Raw genomic sequence first — 238 nt, 5'->3', positions numbered from 1 at the left:
CCAAGTGATCCTGAGTTATATACTAAACTTGAAAGAAAATTGGAAAAACTTCAATCCAAAGGTTGTGATGGAGTTGTAAGAGAAAAGTACGAGGCTGTTTGCCCATTGTATCCTCAAATGGTTGAAATGTATGATAACGATTTCTTCGCACCAGTTTCAAGAATAGGTGGAGATGGAACTATAGGTCTAGGTTGTATGAGAAGAGAGCTGGAGCTAGGTATCTATCAGTCAATATTGG

The 238-nt window shown here is 38.2% G+C and carries 1 protein-coding gene; it reads left to right on the top strand.

Features of this window, described 5'->3' with window-relative positions; all coding sequences use genetic code 11:
• On the top strand, positions 1 to 238 hold a 238-nt coding region (locus tag SB786_RS37610; protein WP_410731763.1), incomplete at both ends, for a hypothetical protein.

Source organism: Burkholderia sp. SIMBA_062 (assembly GCF_046534765.1).
GTDB lineage: Bacteria > Pseudomonadota > Gammaproteobacteria > Burkholderiales > Burkholderiaceae > Burkholderia > Burkholderia ambifaria.
Note: the sequence above shows the minus strand (reverse complement) of the source record. Positions and strands in the feature narration are given on the sequence as shown.